The 18,879-nt window shown below is 62.5% G+C and carries 17 protein-coding genes; 14 read left to right on the top strand and 3 right to left on the bottom strand.

What is annotated here, in order from left to right; genetic code table 11:
- Positions 1 to 302 precede the first annotated feature (302 nt).
- From JL2886_RS04485 to ribD, 14 genes are all read left to right on the top strand, one after another.
- The gene (locus JL2886_RS04485; protein WP_065270918.1) at positions 303 to 1,556 is read left to right on the top strand and encodes a sarcosine oxidase subunit beta family protein; all 1,254 of its coding nucleotides are present in this window, start codon (positions 303 to 305) and stop codon (positions 1,554 to 1,556) included.
- 72 nt (positions 1,557 to 1,628) lie between these two features.
- Entirely contained in the window at positions 1,629 to 1,898 is a 270-nt protein-coding gene (locus tag JL2886_RS04480; protein ID WP_065270917.1) for a sarcosine oxidase subunit delta, read from the top strand.
- Between the two features lie 2 nt (positions 1,899 to 1,900).
- Positions 1,901 to 4,846: a sarcosine oxidase subunit alpha family protein gene (locus JL2886_RS04475; RefSeq protein WP_065270916.1), complete on the top strand. Its 2,946-nt coding sequence runs from the start codon at positions 1,901 to 1,903 to the stop codon at positions 4,844 to 4,846.
- Positions 4,839 to 5,384: a sarcosine oxidase subunit gamma gene (locus tag JL2886_RS04470; RefSeq protein WP_065273529.1), complete on the top strand. Its 546-nt coding sequence runs from the start codon at positions 4,839 to 4,841 to the stop codon at positions 5,382 to 5,384. The genes JL2886_RS04475 and JL2886_RS04470 overlap by 8 nt, the downstream gene beginning before the upstream one ends.
- A 37-nt stretch (positions 5,385 to 5,421) precedes the next feature.
- Positions 5,422 to 5,784, top strand: a complete 363-nt coding sequence (locus JL2886_RS04465) for a hypothetical protein (protein ID WP_065270915.1) — start codon at positions 5,422 to 5,424, stop codon at positions 5,782 to 5,784.
- A gap of 1 nt (position 5,785) precedes the next feature.
- Complete coding sequence (gene dnaG / locus JL2886_RS04460) at positions 5,786 to 7,783, top strand: DNA primase (RefSeq protein ID WP_065270914.1); 1,998 nt, start codon at positions 5,786 to 5,788, stop codon at positions 7,781 to 7,783.
- A 132-nt stretch (positions 7,784 to 7,915) separates the two neighbouring features.
- Positions 7,916 to 9,910 (top strand): RNA polymerase sigma factor RpoD, encoded by a 1,995-nt coding sequence (gene rpoD, locus JL2886_RS04455; protein WP_065270913.1) that lies wholly within the window; start codon positions 7,916 to 7,918, stop codon positions 9,908 to 9,910.
- A gap of 152 nt (positions 9,911 to 10,062) precedes the next feature.
- Positions 10,063 to 10,356 (top strand): hypothetical protein, encoded by a 294-nt coding sequence (locus tag JL2886_RS04450; RefSeq protein ID WP_065273528.1) that lies wholly within the window; start codon positions 10,063 to 10,065, stop codon positions 10,354 to 10,356.
- Positions 10,357 to 10,515: 159 nt separating this feature from the next.
- Positions 10,516 to 10,923, top strand: a complete 408-nt coding sequence (locus tag JL2886_RS04445) for a hypothetical protein (RefSeq protein WP_065270912.1) — start codon at positions 10,516 to 10,518, stop codon at positions 10,921 to 10,923.
- A 140-nt stretch (positions 10,924 to 11,063) separates the two neighbouring features.
- Positions 11,064 to 11,483, top strand: coding sequence for a hypothetical protein (locus JL2886_RS04440; protein WP_065270911.1), 420 nt, complete (start codon positions 11,064 to 11,066; stop codon positions 11,481 to 11,483).
- A gap of 88 nt (positions 11,484 to 11,571) precedes the next feature.
- Entirely contained in the window at positions 11,572 to 12,009 is a 438-nt protein-coding gene (locus tag JL2886_RS04435; RefSeq protein WP_082995995.1) for a hypothetical protein, read from the top strand.
- A gap of 53 nt (positions 12,010 to 12,062) precedes the next feature.
- Positions 12,063 to 12,479, top strand: coding sequence for a secondary thiamine-phosphate synthase enzyme YjbQ (locus JL2886_RS04430; protein WP_065270910.1), 417 nt, complete (start codon positions 12,063 to 12,065; stop codon positions 12,477 to 12,479).
- Between the two features lie 122 nt (positions 12,480 to 12,601).
- Positions 12,602 to 13,066 carry a transcriptional regulator NrdR gene (gene nrdR / locus JL2886_RS04425; protein ID WP_065270909.1) on the top strand — a complete coding sequence of 155 codons (465 nt, stop codon included), beginning with the start codon at positions 12,602 to 12,604 and terminating at the stop codon, positions 13,064 to 13,066.
- A gap of 44 nt (positions 13,067 to 13,110) precedes the next feature.
- Positions 13,111 to 14,187 carry a bifunctional diaminohydroxyphosphoribosylaminopyrimidine deaminase/5-amino-6-(5-phosphoribosylamino)uracil reductase RibD gene (ribD, locus tag JL2886_RS04420; RefSeq protein ID WP_065273526.1) on the top strand — a complete coding sequence of 359 codons (1,077 nt, stop codon included), beginning with the start codon at positions 13,111 to 13,113 and terminating at the stop codon, positions 14,185 to 14,187.
- Positions 14,188 to 14,197: 10 nt separating this feature from the next.
- On the opposite strand, the gene JL2886_RS04415 is transcribed toward ribD, so the two are convergent.
- The 3 genes from JL2886_RS04415 to JL2886_RS04405 all read right to left on the bottom strand — a co-directional run bounded on the left by JL2886_RS04415 (position 14,198) and on the right by JL2886_RS04405 (position 18,746).
- A complete protein-coding gene (locus tag JL2886_RS04415) occupies positions 14,198 to 16,213 on the bottom strand; it encodes a capsular polysaccharide biosynthesis protein (protein ID WP_065270908.1) in 2,016 nt (671 codons plus the stop codon).
- A gap of 7 nt (positions 16,214 to 16,220) precedes the next feature.
- The gene (locus tag JL2886_RS04410) at positions 16,221 to 17,354 is read right to left on the bottom strand and encodes a polysaccharide biosynthesis/export family protein (protein ID WP_065270907.1); all 1,134 of its coding nucleotides are present in this window, start codon (positions 17,352 to 17,354) and stop codon (positions 16,221 to 16,223) included.
- A 96-nt stretch (positions 17,355 to 17,450) separates the two neighbouring features.
- Positions 17,451 to 18,746 (bottom strand): capsule biosynthesis protein, encoded by a 1,296-nt coding sequence (locus JL2886_RS04405; protein ID WP_065270906.1) that lies wholly within the window; start codon positions 18,744 to 18,746, stop codon positions 17,451 to 17,453.
- Positions 18,747 to 18,879: the final 133 nt, after the last annotated feature.

Below are 18,879 nucleotides of genomic sequence, written 5' to 3'. Positions count from 1 at the left end.
AACAGCTGATCGCAATCTTGCGGCGGGCCCTGTGCCCGCCGTTTCTGTGTGTGGAGGGCTTACTGATGCGGCCACGGCAGTGTGGGAATTTGCACCTTGGTCCAGTTGCGTCACGATCTGTCGTATTGAGGACTAGACAGACCTGCCCAGAAAGGGTGCATTGCGGCCAGTGCGATGCGCGGTTCCGGGGCTTTCTGTCGAAAAAGGGGTAGGAGCCGCCCGGTAAAATCGCTAGCACTACGATAGAGCCTGCGGCGCCATACATGCGCAGCGAGGGCGGGACTGAAAGGTGGAGGTCACAGATGCGGTTTTCGGGTTGGCGGGTGCTGAAGGAAGGGCTGACCGGCAACAAGGGCTGGCGTCCGCATTGGCGCGATCCCGAGCCCAAGCGCGAATATGATGTGATCATCATCGGCGGCGGTGGCCACGGTCTGGCGACGGCTTACTATCTGGCCGCTGAGCACGGTATTACCAATGTCGCGGTGCTGGAGCGTGGTTATATCGGCGGTGGCAACGTAGGGCGCAACACCACCATCGTGCGCGCCAACTACTACCTTCCGGGCAACTCCGAATTCTACTCTCACTCCCTGCGCCTGTGGGAAAGCCTGGAGCAGGAGCTGAACTATAACGCGATGATGTCGCAGCGCGGGATCATCAACCTGTTTCACAACGACGGCCAGCGCGATGCCATCGTTCGGCGGGGCAACTCCATCGTCAATCAGGGGGACGATGCGGAACTTCTGGACCGCGAAGGCGTGCGCCGCATGGCGCCTTTTCTCAACTTCGACAACAACCGCTTTCCGATCATGGGCGGTCTGCTGCAGCGCCGGGCCGGCACTGCGCGCCACGATGCGGTGGCCTGGGGCTTTGCCCGTGGCGCCGACATGCGCGGGGTCGATCTGATCCAGAACTGCGAAGTCACCGGTATCGACGTTGAAAACGGACGCGTCACGGGGGTGCAGACAGCGCGCGGGCCTATCCGGGCCAAGAAGGTCGCGATGGCTGCCGCCGGGCGCTCCGGTCAGGTGGCGGCAATGGCGGGGCTGACCCTGCCGATCGAAAGCCACGTCTTGCAGGCCTTCGTTTCCGAAGGGGTGAAGCCGATCATCGACAACGTCATCACCTTTGCCGAGGGGCATCTGTATATCAGCCAGTCCGACAAGGGCGGGCTGGTCTTTGGCAGCTATCTTGATTTCTACAGCTCTTATGCGGCGCGGGGGAACCTGCCGATGGTGGAACACACTATGGAAACCTGCATGGCCATGGTGCCTGCGGTGGGCAAGGCACGGCTCTTGCGCAGCTGGGGCGGCATCATGGATATGACGCCGGACGGCTCACCCATCATCGACCATTCGCCCATAGACGGGCTCTATCTCAATTGCGGCTGGTGCTACGGCGGCTTCAAGGCAACGCCGGGCTCCGGCAACGTCTACGCGCATCTTATTGCCACCGACCGCCCGCATGGTGCGGCAACCCGGTTCAAACTGGATCGTTTCCGCACCGGCGTCGGACTCATGGATGAGGAGGGGACCGGTGCTCAGCATAACCTGCATTGACCCCGCGACGCGGCGAACAGCGGCAACACAGATGAACGGAATACGGATCAGAACCACGGGAGAGCGGCAGTCATGAGGATCACCTGCCCGAATTGCGGAGAGCGGGACCGCCGCGAATTCTACTATCGCGGTGCGGCGCTGGAGCAGCCCGCTGCGGATGCGGATCTGGACGTCTGGCACCAGCACGTGAACCTGCGGGAAAACCCGGCAGGCCCGCTGGAAGAGCTTTGGTATCACGAAATGGGCTGCGGCGCCTGGTTGAAGGTGCTGCGCAATACCGCAAGCCATGAGATCCTTGAGGTGACACTGGCCTCGGATGCGGGTCTGGGAGGTGCGGCATGAGCATGAGATTGCCCGGCAAGGGGCTGGTCGAGGGCGCAAAGCCGGTCACCTTCTCCTTCAATGGTCGCCACATGATGGGGCTCGAAGGGGACACGTTGGCTTCGGCCTTGCTGGCCAATGGGGTGCATCTGGTGGGGCGGTCGTTCAAATACCACCGCCCGCGTGGCATCCTCACCGCTGGCAGCGAAGAGCCGAACGCGCTGGTCACCGTGGGCAGCGGCGAATTCGCCGATCCCAATGTGCGGGCCACCACGCAGGAGCTGTTCGAAGGGCTGAGCGCTAGCAGCCAGAATTGCTGGCCTTCGGTCGAGACGGACCTGTTGGCGGTCAATGATCTGGCGGCGCCGTTCCTGGGCGCGGGGTTCTACTACAAGACTTTCATGTGGCCGGCAGCCTTCTGGGAAAAGCTGTATGAGCCGATGATCCGCCGCGCGGCGGGGCTTGGTGCACTCAGCGGCGCGGCCGATCCGGATTGCTACGAAAAGGCCTATGCCTTCTGCGACCTTCTGGTGATCGGATCGGGGCCTGCGGGTCTGATGGCGGCGTTGGTGGCGGGGCGCGCGGGCGCCGATGTAATCCTGGCCGAAGAGGACAGCCGCATGGGCGGGCGTCTTCTGGCAGAACAGGAAGACATCGACGGCAAGCCTGCCCACCTCTGGGCAAAGGACGCTTTGAAAGAGCTGTCGGAGATGGACAATGTGCGCCTGATGCCGCGCACAGCAGTGACCGGCGCCTATGATCAGGGCACCTATGGCGCGCTGGAGCGTGTCGCCCACCACATGCCGCGCCGTCATTCGCTGAAGGAATGCCATCTGCCGCGCGAATGTTTCTGGCGTATCGCCGCCAAACACGCGGTACTGGCGGCCGGCGCGATCGAGCGTCCGGTTGCCTTCCGCAACAACGACCGCCCCGGCATCATGACCGCCAGCGCGGTGCGGGCCTACCTCAACCGCTGGGGCGTTGCCCCGGGGGAGCGGGTTACCATCTTTGCCAATAACGACGATGCGCACCGCACCGCCCGAGATCTGGCGCAGGCAGGCGTGCATGTTGCGGCGCTGATTGACAGCCGCCACGATGCGCCGGGAAGTGATCTCTTCCCGGTAATGAAGGGCGCGCAGGTCTGCGATGCAGGCGGGCGCAAGCGGCTGGAAAATATCACCGTGCGTTCTGTCGCTGGTGAGGAAAAGATCCAGACAGATTGCCTCGCCATGTCGGGCGGCTGGAACCCGTCGGTGCATCTGACTTGCCATCTGAATGCCCGCCCGGTCTGGCGCCGCGATATCGCCGCCTTTGTGCCGCGCGTGGGCTGCGTGCCGGGTCTGGTGACAGCGGGGGCCTGCAATGGCGAGTTCTCCACTGCCGGCGCCCTGCGCGAAGGCGCTGCAGCGGCAAGTGCTGCGCTTGAGGCGCTGGGCCTCAAGGTGGTCTCTGCGGATCTGCCGCAGGCCGAGGATGACCCCTATCGTATCACCCCCTTGTGGGCGGTGCCGGGCAAGGGGCGCGCTTGGCTCGATTTCCAGAACGACGTTACCGTCAAGGATGTGAAACAGGCCGCCGGGGAGAACTTCCGCTCGGTCGAGCATATGAAACGCTACACCACCCAAGGTATGGCGACCGATCAGGGCAAGAATTCGAACGTGGCGGCGCTGGCGGTACTGGCTGATGCCACTGGGCGCAGCATCCCGGAAACCGGCACAACCACCTTCCGTCCGCCTTTCGTGCCGGTGAGCATCGGTGCCATGGGCGCGGGGGCCGAGGGGCAGGGCTTCAAGCCGCAGCGCCACCTGACCTCGCATCAGGCAAGCGATGAACGCGGTGCGCAGCAGCTGGAAGTCGGCCTGTGGTACCGCGCAGCCTATTTCCCGAAACACGGGGAGACCAACTGGCGTCAGTCCTGCGACCGCGAAGTCACATATGTGCGCAATCATGTGGGCATCTGCGATGTGTCGACCCTGGGCAAGATCGACATTCAGGGCCCCGACGCGGGCAAGCTGCTGGATTACGTCTATACCAACATGTTCTCGACCCTGAAGGTCGGGCGAACGCGCTATGGCCTGATGCTGCGCGAAGATGGCTTTGTCATGGACGATGGCACCACCGCGCGGCTGGGTGAAGAGCATTTCGTGATGACCACCACCACCTCTGGTGCCGGCCAGGTGATGGCGCATCTGGAATATGTGATGCAGGTCCTGCGCCCCGACTGGGATGTGCGCATCGCCTCGGTCACCGAACAATGGGCGCAGTTCGCCGTCGCCGGACCCAAGGCGCGGGCGCTGCTGAATGGTCTTCTCGACAATGAGATCGACAGCGAAAGCTGGCCCTTCATGGCCTGTGGTGAGGTTTCGGTGATGGGCGTCGCGGGGCGGCTGTTCCGCATCTCCTTCAGCGGCGAGGAAGCCTATGAACTGGCGGTTCCGGCCCGCTATGGCGATGCTCTGTTCCGCGAGTTGGTCTCGCGCGCCGAGGCCGCAGGCGGCGGTGCCTACGGCATGGAGGCGCTCAATGTCCTCAGGATCGAAAAGGGCTTTATCACCCACGCGGAAATCAACGGCACCGTGACGGCCTTTGACCTTGGGCTGCAGGGTATGATGTCGAAAAAGAAGGATTTCTTTGGAAAGCCCATGTCCCAGCGCGAAGGGTTGATGGCAGAGGATCGTATGCAGATGGTCGGCCTCAAACCCGTCGGCGCGGTCAAGCAGTTGACCGCTGGGGCGCATCTGTTCAATCCCGAGGACCCGGTCGAGCGGGTGCACGATCAGGGCTATGTCACCTCGGCCGGGTTCTCGCCCACGCTGGGGCATTCCATTGCACTGGCCTTCCTGACGAAGGGAGCGAAGCGGATCGGCGATACCGTGCGTCTGGTCGATCACATGCGTGGCATCGACACCCTGTGCGAAGTGGTTGAACCGCAATTCTATGACCCGGAAGGAGAGCGTGCCCGTGGCTGAACTGACTGCAAAAAGCCCCTGTGACGGTCTGCTGCCGGTCACCGTTGGCGCCCTGAAGCTGAGCGAAGAGGATCTGGGCCATCTGACCACCATCGCGGTGTTCAACGGTAAGGATCAGGCATTGGAGGCGGCGCTTGAGGCCGCCCATGGCATGAAACTGCCAGCGCCGGGACGCAGCACCGGCAAGGCGGGCAGCCGAGCCATCTGGTTCGGTCGGAACATGGCGCTGCTGGCCGGGCCTCAGCCAGATCCGACGCTGGCCGACCATGCCGCGCTGACGGATCAAAGCGATGCCTGGGCCGTGGTGCGGCTTGAAGGGGCTGGGGCTGAAGATGTCCTGGCTCGGCTGTGTCCTATCGATCTGCGCGTGCAGAGCTTCAAGCGCGGCCACACTGCGCGTACCGAATTGCGTCACATGATGGCTTCGGTCACCCGCATTGGCGCGGACAGTTTCCAGATCATGGTGTTCCGCTCTCTGGCGCGCACTCTGGTGCACGATCTGAAAACAGCCATGGAAGCCGTCGCCGCGCGGGGGTAGTCTTCCGGGATCACCAACTGATTCCCGGAGCGTATCTATGATCCGCATTCTTCCCGTCGCGACCCCTGTCGCAGCCATTCTGGCTGCCTTGCTCGCCGCACCGTCCTATGCCGCTGAAAGCAAAGAGGAAAGCTGCAGGTATCAAGGGCAGGTAATGGCCGCCGTGCAGCAGGCGCGGATGGACCGGGTGCGGCAGGAAAAGGTGGAACAGACGATTCTGGCGGACAATCCCGACTGGCCGGAACAGTATTCCAAGGCGATCCCGCAACTGACCGCGCATGTCTACTCAATGAAACGCCGCGATCTGCGCAAGGTGGACCTTGGCGCCACCTTCGAAGAGCAGTGCCTGGAAAACTGGGATCAGATCCAGGCGATGAAAAAACAGCTGCAATCGAACTGACATGTCCCTGCCGCCCGGTTTTCTGGATGAATTGCGTACCCGGACCAGCCTGACCGCTGTGGTCGGGCGCAAGGTCATGTGGGATCAGCGCAAATCCAACATGGGCAAGGGCGACATGTGGGCGCCATGTCCGTTTCATCACGAAAAATCCGCCAGTTTCCACGTCGATGACCGCAAGGGCTTTTATTATTGCTTTGGCTGTCAGGCCAAAGGTGATGCGCTGAAATTCGTGCAGGAAACCGAAAACGTCGGTTTCATGGAGGCGGTTGAGATCCTCGCGGGGGAGGCGGGCATGGAGATGCCCCGGCGCGATCCGCAGGCGCAGCAGAAACAGGACCGCCGCAGCCAGCTGGCCGAAGTGATGGAGCAGGCGGTGCAGTTCTTCCGCCTGCAGCTGAACACCCAAGGTGGCACCGCCGCGCGCGCCTATCTGGCGGGGCGCGGATTGACCGGGGAGGCGTTGGAGCGCTGGCAGATCGGCTTTGCTCCGGATGGCTGGCAGGGGCTTTGGGATCACCTGCGCGGCAAAAGCGTGCCCGAGGATCTGATCATGGCGGCCGGTTTGGCCAAGCCCTCAAGCAAGGGCGGCAAACCCTATGACACTTTCCGCAACCGGATCATGTTCCCGATCCGCGATGCGCGGGGACGGGCGATTGCCTTTGGCGGTCGCGCGATGGACCCGAATGACAACGCCAAATACCTGAACTCTCCCGAAACCGAGCTCTTCGACAAGGGGCGTAGCCTGTATAATCACGGCCCGGCCCGCACCGCCGCTGGGCGGGACACACCGCTGATCGTGGCCGAAGGCTATATGGATGTGATCGCGCTGTCCGAAGGCGGCTTTGCCTCCTGTGTGGCGCCGCTGGGCACGGCGATTACCGAAAACCAGCTGCAGATGCTGTGGCGGATGTCGGACGAGCCGGTGATCGCCCTTGATGGCGACAAGGCGGGCATCCGCGCGGCCATGCGGCTGATCGATCTGGCCCTGCCGCGTCTGGAGGCCGGCAAATCCCTGCGCTTTGCCATCATGCCCGAAGGCAAGGACCCCGATGACATGATCCGCAGCGAAGGCCCTGCCGCGGTGCAGGCGGTGCTGGATCAGGCGATGCCGATGGTGAAACTGCTGTGGCAGCGCGAAACCGAGGGGCGGGTGTTCGACAGCCCCGAACGCAAGGCGGCGCTGGACAAGGCGCTGCGCGAAAAGATCCGACTGATCCGCGATCCCTCCATCCGCCAGCACTATGGCGAGGATATCAAGGAGTTGCGCTGGCAGCTGTTCCGCGGCAACCGCCCGCAGCGCAGCGAAGGGTTTTCCCTGACGGGCAGCAGCCCCAAGGGCGGACGCGGTTTTCGCGACGGAGCGCGACCGCCCTGGCGCGGACCGGGAGCGGTTCTGACCCCACTGGCCAGCACCCGCAGCTCGCTACTGGCGGGATCGGATGAGGCAGGCCTGGCCCGCGCACGTGAGGCCGTCATTCTGGCCACCGTGATCACCACCCCTGCGGTGGTCCATGAGTTCGAAACCAATCTGGAGCGGATGCTGTGCACCGATCCGGATCTGGCGGCCCTGCGCGACATGGTCCTGCGCTATGGCATCGACGCACCGGAGCGGCTGAAAGAAGAAATCGAATACAGCCTAGGCCCGCACGCTCTTGAAAATCTCTTTGCCCTTCGCCATGTGGCAATTATCCCCTGCCTGCGCAAACCCGGCGATGCCGAGGCTGCCCGGCTGACACTGGCCGAAGAGTTCCCGAAACTCGAAGCCCTGCGCGGGCTGGACGCGGAACTGGCCGAGGCGGAGGAGGACCTGAGCGGTCTTGCGGACGAGGCTTTGACTTGGCGGTTGAAGCAGGCCGCCGAGGCGCGGAACAGGGCCGTGCGAAGTGAAAATGAAGACAGGGCACAATATGACGTTGGCGAGAACGGCGCCCGTCTGGATCGCGAGGAACGCGATGCATTTGGCGCCCTTCTGGACCGAATCGGCTTTTCCGAGAAATGACACACCTTTGGACAAAAGGGTGTTTTCCTAAGGAAGAGCGAAAGAAAATTGGGTAAACGGGGTGACGAATCAGAAGTTCGCGCTAATGATTCGCGATACCCGAATCGCCCCAGCCTCTTAGAGGAGCATTGAATGGCCGCCAAAGACACCGACGACCGCAAACCTGACGATCAGGAAGCCGAAATCTCTCTGGACATGAGCCAGGCCCAGGTCAAGAAGATGATCGCGGAGGCCCGCGAGAAGGGGTACATCACCTACGATCAGCTCAATCAGGTCCTGCCGCCGGATCAGGTCAGCTCGGAGCAGATCGAGGACGTGATGTCGATGCTCTCCGAAATGGGCATCAATATCATCGAGGATGAAGAGGCCGAAGAGGAAGAGCAGAACAAAGGCTCGACCGAACTGGTGACGACCGAATCCAATCGCGAAGTCGCGGTGGCCGGGGCGGCTGCGGAAAAACTGGACCGCACCGATGATCCGGTCCGCATGTATCTGCGTGAAATGGGCTCTGTCGAACTGCTGAGCCGCGAAGGCGAGATCGCCATCGCTAAGCGGATCGAAGCCGGCCGGAATACGATGATCCTGGGCCTCTGCGAAAGCCCCCTGACCTTCCAGGCGATCACGATCTGGCACGACGAACTCCTGTCCGAAGACATTCTGCTGCGCGACGTCATCGATCTTGAGGCCACCTTTGGCAACCAGATGGACGAAGAGGGCGAAGTTGCCGAACCGGTGGTGAACACCGGTGCGGTGTCCGATGCCGCCAAACCCGCCAAGGAAGACAAGGGGCCCGAACTCGACGCCGACGGCAATCCGATTGCCAGCGATGACGACGATGACGAGGACGAACAGGCCAATATGTCCCTGGCTGCGATGGAGGCTGCGCTCAAGGATCGCGTGCTCACCACGCTGGAGCAGATCTCCTCGGATTACGCTCAGCTGAGCGAAATGCAGGACAGCCGGATTTCGGCCACCCTGAATGAGGACGGATCGTTTAGCGCGCAGGACGAAAAGACCTACCAACAGCTGCGGTCCGAGATCGTGGAACTGGTGAATGGTCTGCACCTGCACAACAACCGTATCGAAGCCCTGATCGACCAGCTTTACGGCATCAACCGCCGCGTGATGCAGATCGATAGCGCCATGGTGAAGCTGGCTGACCAGGCCCGGATCAACCGTCGCGAATTCGTCGAGGAATACCGTGGCCGCGAGCTGGATCCGAACTGGTTGGCGGATATGTCCGCGAAACCGGGGCGGGGCTGGCAGATGTTCATCGAACGCTCCACCGACAAGGTGGAAGAACTGCGCGCTGACATGGCGCAGGTCGGCCAGTATGTCGGTCTCGATATCAGCGAATTCCGCCGCATTGTGCAGCAGGTGCAGAAGGGTGAAAAAGAGGCGCGTCAGGCCAAGAAGGAAATGGTCGAGGCGAACCTGCGTCTCGTGATCTCCATCGCGAAGAAATACACGAACCGCGGCCTGCAGTTCCTCGACCTCATCCAGGAAGGCAACATCGGCCTGATGAAGGCGGTGGACAAGTTCGAATACCGCCGCGGTTACAAGTTCTCCACCTATGCAACCTGGTGGATCCGTCAGGCGATCACGCGCAGTATCGCGGATCAGGCGCGCACCATCCGTATCCCTGTGCATATGATCGAGACGATCAACAAGCTGGTCCGCACCGGCCGTCAGATGCTGCACGAGATCGGCCGCGAGCCGACGCCGGAAGAACTGGCTGAAAAGCTGCAGATGCCGCTTGAGAAGGTCCGCAAGGTGATGAAGATCGCCAAGGAGCCGATCTCTCTCGAGACGCCCATCGGGGACGAGGAAGACAGCCAACTGGGCGATTTCATCGAGGACAAGAACGCGGTGCTGCCCCTGGACAGCGCCATTCAGGAAAACCTCAAGGAAACCACCACCCGGGTTCTGGCCTCGCTCACCCCGCGCGAGGAACGCGTCCTGCGGATGCGTTTTGGCATTGGCATGAACACCGACCACACGCTCGAAGAGGTCGGTCAACAGTTCAGCGTGACCCGCGAAAGGATCCGTCAGATCGAAGCGAAAGCGCTGCGGAAGCTCAAACATCCCAGCCGCAGCCGCAAGCTGCGCAGCTTCCTCGACCAGTGATCAAAAAGGCGCCCCTCACGGCGCCTTTTTCTTTCTTCCGAAGGGCGACGGGCCTGCGCACCTTGTTAACCATCTCTTTACCCTGATCCTTGCCCTTGGTGGGGGAGCTGCGTAAACTTTTGGTTAAGGAACTTTGCATTTCGGGGGAAATGATGTCTGCAAACCGGGGAACCACCGCCGCTCTGAGTGAACTTGAGGAAAAGCTTCTGCATCTCAAGAACCTGACCGAGGCCAACCAGTTCATGCTGGAGGTTCTGAAGGATCAGGGCGAACGCTTGCAGGAAATCGACGGCGATACCGCGCGCAGCATGCTGCGGGAGCAGGCACGAAGCCGGTTCAGCCCGACCAAGGGAAAGACACCGAAACCCGAAGTTCTGGCCATTCTGGAACAGACACTCGGCACACAGCAAAGCGCGCAGATCATTCCCTTTCCCAAACGCAACTGATCCCGGCCCGTCTGGGGAGCTGGATGTGCAGGCGGCCGCGTACCCGCTGCGGAATGCGAGCTAAAGCTGCTCTTTGCTGATCTTCTCTAAGTGAGGGCGCCGCCCCTTGGTTCTGCCGACGGGGATCCCTATGTTTGAGAAAACAACGGATTTCCTGCCATGAAGAATTTTCTTTCCAGCCTCGGGTGCGCCCTTTTCCTCCTGTCTCCCTCCGTCGGGCAGGCCTTCACGCTTGCCAATGGGGTGCAGGTGAATGCCGTGAGTGACACGGTGTTCGAAGTCGTTCCGCGCAGTTCTGGCACTGTTGAGGAATTCTGGTGCGGGGCCTCCGAATATGCTCGTCGTGTGCTTGGGGCCGATTGGCGCGACCCGATTTATGTCCTGCGTGGGCGCGGTGAAAGCGTCACCACAGGTAAGAGGTCTGCCGTGCAATTCACCCTTTCGGCTGATCAGGTCGCCGGGCTGGGTACGGATCGCGGTTGGTTCACCTTTGGCATCCGTCCCGGCGACTCCATGTCGGTCCAGCAGGCCAGAACCTATTGCAACCAGCGTCCGATCCGTCCCTGATACGCAGGCCGGTGGGCGCGCCACGTTCGAAGCGACAGATACACGAGAGCGTGATAGCCCCGGGGCTGGCGCGAAGCGGGGCTGGCCCTAGGATCATACCGTGTCAGGAATAGAACTTGACGGTATTGGAGGGTGTCGCAATGGCGCGAAGATTTTCATTTGCAGTGGTCGTCTTTTCGGCCTCGGCGGCTCTTGGCCTTGCCGGGGCGGCTGACGCCTTTACCAGCCGCAAGTCGGCGCGGGTCAACCCGTTATCGGAGCAGGTGTTCGAGGTCGTTCCGATCGCAGGCGGGACCGGATTGGACTATTGGTGTGGCGCTGGGGATTATGCCGTGCGTGCGCTTGGCGCGCCGATGTCGGCAATGGTTTATGTGTCCCGCGCCATGGGACCCAGCGACACGACCAACCGCCGCTCTGCGGTGCAGTTCACGCTCGATGTGAATATGCTGGCGGGAGCGGAGCCTATCACTAATCCGCCGATCAACCGCATGAACGTCGGCGATGCGATGCAGGTGCGCGCAGCCCTGTCATTCTGTCACCAATTGCCGACGGGTTTCTGACCCGCTGACGGGCGCTGGCGAACCGGCTGAGGTCGCCGAACAGCGGGCCTGTGCTATACTTCTGGTGACGCAACAGGGGAGTAGACCGATGAAACCGATGTTCTGGCCTGCCTTGGCCTTTGCGACAGCCCTTGCGGTGCAGCCTGTTACCGCGCAATCAGTCTCGGTGCAGGCCTGGTGGTCTTGGAACCGCCACGAAGTGCTGCCTGTCGAAGAGGGTGTCTGGGAAGTGGTGAGCCGGGTCGGCACCTCGGCGCAGGATTACTGGTGTGGGATCGGGGATTTTGCCATATCGCAGCTGCGTACCAGCGCCACCCAGCGGATCTATGTCTGGGAAGGTGTCGGCCCTTCGATCAACCGCCCCGGCAGAAAATCGGTGAAATTCGCGCTGACCCCACCGCCGGGAGCGAGTACGGAAAAAGGGTATTCCCTGTCAGTGAAGAAGCCGGGCTACAATCTGAACGCCGCCACCGCCCGCAACTATTGCTATGACCGGTTCGACGATCCTTTCTTCCGGCGTCCCTGATCACTTCATAGGGGCACTTGTGAAGCAGCGCGTCCTGCGGCAATGCTGTCCTCATGCAAACCGAATTTCAGATCGAAACGGCCGGGCAGGGCCTTTACGAATTCACCCGCGATATTCAGTCCTGGGCTGGGTCCTGCGGTGTGCGGCAGGGGTTGCTGACGTTATTCGTGCGGCACACTTCCTGCTCCCTGCTGATACAGGAAAACGCCGACCCCGAGGTGCAGACGGATCTTCGGGCCTATTTTGCCCGACTGGTGCCGCCCAGCACGGACCCGTCGATGTCTTATCTGCGCCATACCTACGAAGGCCCCGATGATATGCCCGCCCATATCAAGGCAGCAATGATGCCGGTCAGCCTGTCGATCCCGGTCACGGATGGCGCGGCTGTTCTGGGCACCTGGCAGGGGGTCTACCTGTTTGAACACCGCGACGCGCCGCACCGGCGCAAGGTTGCGGCGCATCTTGCGTGAACTGCTTGATCTAGCGGTGTGATTTCGCCTCTACCCAAACTGTTGAGGCTGTCCTATAGTTGTGGATAACTGCGCCGGGTCAGGCGCAATCTACAGGCATTGATCATGAAGGGGACTGGCTGATGCGCTGCCCGTTTTGCGGAAATATCGATACTCAGGTCAAGGATTCGCGCCCGGCAGAGGATCACGTGTCGATCCGTCGCCGCCGCTTCTGCCCGGCCTGTGGCGGGCGTTTCACCACCTACGAACGGGTGCAGTTGCGCGATCTGGTGGTGGTCAAGACCAACGGCAAACGCGAAGACTTCGACCGGGACAAGCTGGAGCGCTCGATCCGCATTTCGATGCAGAAGCGCCCGATCGACCCCGAGCGTATCGATCAGATGATCTCGGGCATTGTCCGCCGCCTTGAAAGCATGGGCGAGACGGATATTCAGTCCAAGAAGATCGGCGAGATCGTCATGGAGGCTTTGGCGCGGATCGACACCGTCGCCTATGTGCGCTTTGCCAGCGTCTACAAGAATTTCCAGGCCGCCGATGATTTCGAGGACTTCGTCCACGAATTGCGCCCGCACCCCCCGGAAGAGTGATCACCCCGATGAGCCGTTATGACATTGCCGTGGATGAACGGTTCATGGCGCTGGCCCTGTCCCTGGGGCGGCGTGGGCATGGCAATTGCTGGCCGAACCCCGCGGTGGGCTGCGTCATCGTCAAGGATGGTCGCCTCGTCGGGCGGGGCTGGACCCAACCGGGCGGCCGCCCGCACGCGGAGCCGCAGGCGCTTGCGCAGGCAGGCGCAGCGGCGCGTGGCGCTGCCGTATATGTGACCCTTGAACCCTGTTCGCATCATGGTGCGACACCGCCATGTGCGCAGGCGCTGATCGACGCCGGGGTGGCGCGTGTGGTCGCGGCCATCGGCGATAGTGATCCGCGGGTTTCTGGCCAGGGGTTTGAAATGCTGCGTTATGCCGGGGTGGAGGTCACCACCGGGGTTCTCGCAGAACAGGCCGCCCGCGATCACGCTGGTTTCTTCCTGAAGACCGAACAGGGGCGGCCCTTCGTTACACTGAAGCTGGCCAGCAGTTTTGACGGGCGGATTGCCACCGGATCGGGGCAGAGCAAATGGATCACCGGCCCCGAAGCACGCCGCGCAGTGCACGCGATGCGCGCCAGTCACGATGCCGTTATGGTCGGCGCCGGAACCGTGCGGGCGGATGATCCGTCGCTGACCGTGCGCGATCTGGGCATCGACAAACAGCCGGTGCGGGTGATTGCCTCCCGCCATCTGGATCTGCCGCTGATGAGCCAGCTGGCCCGCACTGCGCAAGAGGTGCCGGTCTGGCTGTGCCACGGGCAGGGCGCCGATATCGAGCGGCTGCGCGCCTGGGAAGGGCTGGGCGCCCGGTTGCTGCCCTGTGCCAGCCACGGGGTGCAGCTCTCGGCGGTGGATATCCTGCAGCAGCTTGGTCAGGCGGGTCTGACCCGCGTGTTCTGCGAAGGCGGCAGCGCGCTGGCGGCCTCATTGCTGGCCTTTGATCTGGTGGATGAGCTGATCGGCTTTACCGCCGGGATCGGCATCGGCGCCGAGGGGCTGCCCTCGATTGGCGCGCTTGGCCTTGGGCGGCTGGACGAGGCGCCCCGTTTTGAACTGGCTGAGGTGCGCCCGTTGGGCGGTGATATCCTGCATCGCTGGCGCCGGGCGCTGAGCTAAGGACGACAGCTCACCGCCACAGGTGGGCGTAGGTTGCAAACAGGCCCTGTAGTTTTGACAGGCTGCGGTTGCCAAGGCCAGGCGATGGTTGCTCGCCCTTGATCAGGCGCTCAACCACGACCTCGACAGGGCAGGGCAGCCCTGTGACCGGGTCGTGATAGCGCGGATAGTCGATCAGTACCGCATGGGCCAACCCCATAAGGCCTGGCCGGGCCTTGCGCCAGGCCGGGGCGGAGATGATATCTCGGGTCAGCCCCCAGCCGGCATAGAAGGGGGATCCGACCACGGTCACCTTGACGCCCCTCAGCAGTGCCTCGAACCCCAATAGCGAGGTCATGGTCCAGACCTCCTGCACGTGATCCAGAAGCGCCATCGGATCGGCATTCTGCGCCACGACATCGGCCAGATCCTCGGGCACGATCTGCCCCTTGCGAAGACCTGCTTCGACATCGGGGTGGGGTTTGTAGATGATCACCGCCTTGGGGTTGGCGGCGCGCACAGCGCGCAAGAGATCCAGATTGCTGCGTATCTTGCCCGCCCCCGCCAGGATCGAGGCATCGTCTTCGACCTGACCGGGCACGAGGATCCGGTGCCCCGCGGGCAAATCGGGGATGTCGCCGCCCAGATTGTACTTCGACAGGCTGTTCTGCGTCAGGCTCATGATCAGTCGCTCGGCGCGGCGGGCCTCGGCATCGTTTAGGTCCTCGCGCTGGGCGATCAGATCATCCAGATCCGAGGGCTGGCGCGGATCGTAGTAGATCCCCTGACGGTCCAGAACCAGCGACATCGGCGGCACCAGTTCGGCGCCAAGACCGCGGGAGCGCAGAAAGCCGTCCTCTAGATGAAAAGCCCCGGCGTGGGATTTGTCTGCTTTGGAGGCCCAGACCATCCAGTTGCGCCCGCTCTTGCGTGCCTTTTCGGGATCCTCGGTGAACAGCATTTTCTTTTCACTGCCGAAAAAGCCCTGCAGTGGCCGCCGTTTCCACATCCGCATGCCGGAGGCCGCCCAGCCGACGCGATCCTGTCGCCAGGCGCGCACGCGGGCCTCCAGCGCGTCGATCACGGTCTCCAGCTCACACAGCTGATCGCGGAAGGGATCGTACCATGTGGGATAGAGGATCATTGCCGCGGAAAACAGTTGTGCGCGGGTCAGGCGGCGATTGCGGCGCGGCGGCGGCATCTCGTCCTGCGTCAGGCCCCATCCGGCATAGAAGGGCTGGCCAAAGACGCGCGGTTTGTGGCCTGCCAGAATGGCCTCGAACCCCAGTTGCGAGGAGACGGTATAGACCGCGACCGCACCCTCCAGCAGCGGCCAGGGCGACACGGGACGCGTTAGCAGTTCTATCCGATCATTGGCATCTTCCGGGCCGAAATAGCCAGGCCGGTATCCGGCGCGGGTTTCCGGATGGGTCTTGATCAGAATACGGGCGCCGGGGTTTTCCTCTTGCGCGAAAACCAGCATTTCGCGGAACCGCGCTGCATCTGCTCCTGAGGCCGTGACTGAGGCATCGCCGCGCGCCTGATCCACGACCAGCACGTAACCGGGATCGGGAACCGGCGCTTCGGCAGCGTAGGCGTTGTACTTGCTGAGATGCGCATCCATCAGCCGCCCGATGGCATCACGGGCGCGGCGCATCATGCTGCTGTCATCCAAGGGGTGCGTGGCCAGCAGCTGCTCCAGGTCAGATTGCGTGTTGGCGTCGAAATGCACGCCCGAGCGGTCCAGCAGCAGCCCCAGAGGTGGCTCACCCGCGCGGCCTGGATAGACCGAGCGTAGAAAGGCGTCTTCGACTCGCAGCAGTGCAGAACCATATTTGTGAGCAATAGCCTTTCCACGGTGGGCAGTGGGGGAGTTGCCCCAGACCCCGACCAGATCCCCATTGCCGGGTAGCCCCAGCCGGATGTCATAACCGGCAAGGGACAGGATCCGACGCAATCGGGATTGGGTCAGGAAACCGCCGTTGTAAACAAAAAGCCGGGATGTGTCGTTCCCGGCTTTCGTTATGCCTGTCGGCGACCTTAGCATTGCGGCGTTACCCGCCAGCGATGGAGGCGGCGCTCGACAGCGATCCAAGGGGCGTGACCAGCAGGGAAATCGTCTTGGTCCACTGGGTATAGGGCGCCTCGGTGACATAGAGCGTGTCATCATCGCGGATCACGAAATCACGGGCAATGAACAGCCCGTTCGGCTGCGTCAGGTTCAGCACATAGACCATCCGCTGGGCACCGATCAGGTCGTCGCGGCCCAGCACTTGATTGGCGATCTCTGCCGGTTCGTTGCGCAGGATGAACACCCCGGTCGGGTCCGAAGCGGTGGAAATCAGACCGCCAACCTGGGCGATGGCTTCAAGCCCCGACAGGTCCTGGCTTTCAAAGGGAACGCGGGCCTGGGCGCTGGTGGCGCCAAGCGCGGTAAAGGAACGGGTGTCCTCTTCGACAAGGATCTTGTCACCGCCGCGCAGGGCGATGTCGAGTTCGGGATGATCATAGAGGTCCTGGAACCAGATCTTGCCTTGCTGCTTCCCGCGGATCACGGTGACCTGGGCGATTTCGGGCTGGATCGTCACACCGCCAGCCTGGGCCAGCATGGTGGCCAATGTGCGGGTGGGACGCTCGATGGGATAAATCCCCTGTCCGCCCACGGCCCCAGTCAGGCTGACCGTGGCACCATCGCCGGCCAGACGGCGGACCTGCACCTGCGGATCCGGGGTCTGATCTTCCAGTTTCTTGGTGATCTCTTCCCGCAGTTGCTCCGGGGTGTTGCCCGACGCCCTGAGGCGACCGGCATAGGGCACGAAGATATACCCGGCGCCGTCGACCTGCACTTCTTCAAGCGCGGTCGCATTCGAGGTTTCGGCGGCCAGAAGGCCATCATCTACGTTTTCCCAGATGGTCAGTCCCAGGACGTCGCCGGGCCGGATGGTGTCAGAGGTCAGTCGGCCGGCCGAGGTAAAATCGGATGAAAAGCCAAGCGCGGGCACCACAGCGGTTGCCCGAGCCACCCGGTCATTCACGGAAACGATAAAGGCATCGCCCTCTTTCTGCACCGAACCGGCAAAGATCTGGCGTTTGTTCGGGCCAACCTTGGGCAAGCCACAGGACGCCGCAAGCGATACTGCGGCGAGAATCGCGATAGGGCGCGCCCAGCGAAATGGGACGTTTGTCACTGCTCGGTCTCCTCGACCTGTTATTGTTTTGCCTCAATTTTTTCAGACAGGATAGCGGAGCAGAGAATGGAAATCCAGTCTTGCGGTCTTCTGGGCTCAGTTCACCACGCGCAACTGTTGCCGCGGAGCCGCTGTGCCGCGCTTCAGCGCATCATAAGGATCGTCCGGTGCCAGCATCATGTCCACCACCTGACGCAGCAATTGCCGCCGTCCCTTGCGGGAGTAGTAACCGCCCGGCAGTTGCGAGGTCTCAAGCAGGAAGCGGCGATAATCCTTATAGGCGCGGTTGTCCGGGCGGGCCGGGGTGGCAAAGAACTCGCCAAGGCTCTGGGTCGAGACGAACTCGGCCTTGTCGTAGACCGCGCGGCCAAAAACCTTGAGCGGTATGCCGCGCCACAGGACCTGCTGTCCGGCGGTCGAATTGACGGTAATGGCAGTGCGCGCCTCGTTCAGCAGCTGCGCCAGCTTGCCACCGCGCACGTAGTGAATGCGGTCCTTGATGCCGTGCTCCCGCGCCAGTCTGCGCACCACGCTGCGCAGCGGGACACGGCCATCCTCCAACGGGTGCGCCTTGATCACCAGATGGTGGTGGCGCGGCGCGCTTTCGGCGAAACCGGTGATCACCTCGGCCAGAAAATCCGCCATGCTTTCAAACGGGGAATGCATCTGGAACGAGCTATCATGCTCCAGCTGCAAGAGCGCCAGATGATAGGGGAAACCGCCGCTGCGGATGCGCCATGTGGCCAGACGCCGGTCCAGCGCCTGGGCAGGCATCAGCAAGAGCCGTTGCAGGTAGAGCTGGAACTCACGTGCCACCGGCAGTGATCGGTGTGGGCGGAAGTTCCGGTAACGCCGGTTCCGGAACATGACGAACCAGTGATAGAGCGCGCCGTAAAAGATATGCTGCCGCATATCCCCCCAGTGCGAGGGTGGCAGCGGCGCCTCCATATCCGACAGGGCCAGTGCCTGCTGCATATCCGGAACTGACATGTCCATCAGCCGGGAATTGCCGTTGGAGCCACCCCGTTCATAGGTCACCCAATAGGGGCGCATGTAACCTTCTTCAAAGACGTGCACGCAGAGGCCCCGCTGTTTTGCGGCCTTGATCGCCTCGGCGTGGATCGGGCGGGTGTCACCGTACAGCACGATATCGGTGATCTGGTGCTGGTCGCAGATCCCCGCAAAGGTCGCGGGCCAGTCCTGCGGCGTGCCCTGATAGGAAATGTAGCTGGCCCTGTGGCGCCAGAAGGCGCTGTCCCCGGCGTTGAAGCCGACCCGCCATACCGAACAACCTGCCGCGCGCAGCATCGCGCCAAGGCGGTTGAAGAACGGCCCATGCGGCCCCTGCAGAAACAGGAAGCGACGATGCGGATCTGTGTCAGGCTCGGACATGCGATTTCTCGGGTTTCCGGGAATGTACCATCTCCCGGTTAACGAATGACTGGGGCGAAACTAAGGCTGAGGCGGCGGGCGTGCAAACGGGTTCGGTGCCCGGGGCCGTATGCCGGGCGCGCGCGGGGACTTG

Source organism: Phaeobacter gallaeciensis, assembly GCF_001678945.1.
Lineage (GTDB): Bacteria > Pseudomonadota > Alphaproteobacteria > Rhodobacterales > Rhodobacteraceae > Phycobacter > Phycobacter gallaeciensis_A.
The sequence above is the reverse complement of the archived record's forward strand: the minus strand, read 5'-3'. Positions and strand labels throughout refer to the sequence as shown.